The 1,455-nt window shown below is 72.5% G+C and carries 1 protein-coding gene; it reads left to right on the forward strand.

Translation table 11 applies throughout. From position 1 onward, the window contains the following. A partial coding sequence (gene treZ, locus ACLN58_RS22160) for a malto-oligosyltrehalose trehalohydrolase (RefSeq protein ID WP_415857366.1) occupies positions 1-1,455 on the forward strand: 1,455 nt, incomplete at both ends.

The following is a 1,455-nucleotide window of genomic DNA, read 5'->3' on the forward strand; positions in this document are numbered from 1 at the left end:
CACCGGGAGCGCGTCGCCGCGGCGCTCGCGGCGGGGGAGCGCTACGGCTACGCAGTCGACGGCGCCGGCCCCTACCCAGATCCGCGCTCCCTGCGACAGCCGGACGGCGTCCATGCGCTCTCCGCCGGATTCGACCTCGGCACCCATGAGTGGGCGGACGCGGCGTGGCACGGCCGGGACCTCGGCGGGTCCGTGATCTACGAGCTGCATGTGGGCACGTTCACGCCCGGGGGCACACTCGACGCCGCAGCGGCCCGCCTCCCGTACCTTGCCGAGCTCGGCATCGGATTCGTCGAGCTCCTTCCTGTCAACGCGTTCAACGGCCCGCACAACTGGGGCTACGACGGCGTCCTGTGGTCCGCGGTCCACGAGGGCTACGGGGGCCCGGCCGCGTACCAGCGGTTCGTGGACGCGGCCCATGGGCACGGGATCGGCGTGATCCAGGACGTCGTCTACAACCACCTCGGGCCGAGCGGGAACTACCTCCCGCAGTTCGGGCCGTATCTCCTCGAGGGCGGCGCCACCGTGTGGGGCGACACGGTCAACCTCGACGGCTCCGACTCGGACGAGGTGCGGGCCCTCATCCTCGACAACGCGCGGCTCTGGCTCGAGGACTTCCACGCCGACGGACTCCGTCTCGATGCCGTGCACGCGTTCGTGGACCGGCGCGCCGTCCATGTGCTCGAGGACCTCGCGGTGGCCGCGGCCGAAGTCGAGGCGCGGACGGGACGGCGCAAGGTGCTCGTCGCCGAGTCGGACCTCAACGATCCGCGTGTCATCGCGCCACGGGGCCGCGGCGGCTATGGGGTGTACGGGCAGTGGAGCGACGACTTCCACCACGCCGTCCACGTGGCCCTCACGGGCGAGACGCAGGGCTACTACGCCGACTTCGCGGACCCCGAGGCCCTCGCGAAGGTGCTCCGGGGTGGCTTCTACCACGACGGCACGTTCTCGAGCTTCCGCGGCCGGCGGCACGGGCGCTCCCTCGACCCCGACGTGGTGCGGCCCGCGCAGCTCGTGGTGTGCAGCCAGAACCACGACCAGGTGGGCAATCGCGCGGCGGGCGACAGGCCGAGCGCCGCCCTCGACTACAACGGCCTCGCCGTGGCCGCCGTGCTCACGCTCGCCGGGCCGTTCACGCCCATGCTGTTCATGGGCGAGGAGTTCGGCGCGCACACGCCGTGGCAGTTCTTCACGTCCCACCCCGAGCCCGAGCTCGCCCGCGCTACGGCTGAGGGCCGCCTGCGCGAGTTCGAGCGCATGGGCTGGGACCCTGCCCTCGTGCCCAACCCCCAGGACCCCGAGACGAGACTCCGCTCAATCCTCGACTGGAGCGAGGCAGAGACGGACGACGGCGCGCGCCTCCTCGCGCTCTATCGGCGCCTCATCGCGTTGCGGGCCGACGCGACGGGCCTCTGGGACGGCCGCTTCGACGACACCGAGGTGGCCGGTGGC

The organism is Sinomonas sp. G460-2, assembly GCF_047759905.1.
Classification (GTDB): Bacteria; Actinomycetota; Actinomycetes; order Actinomycetales; family Micrococcaceae; genus Sinomonas.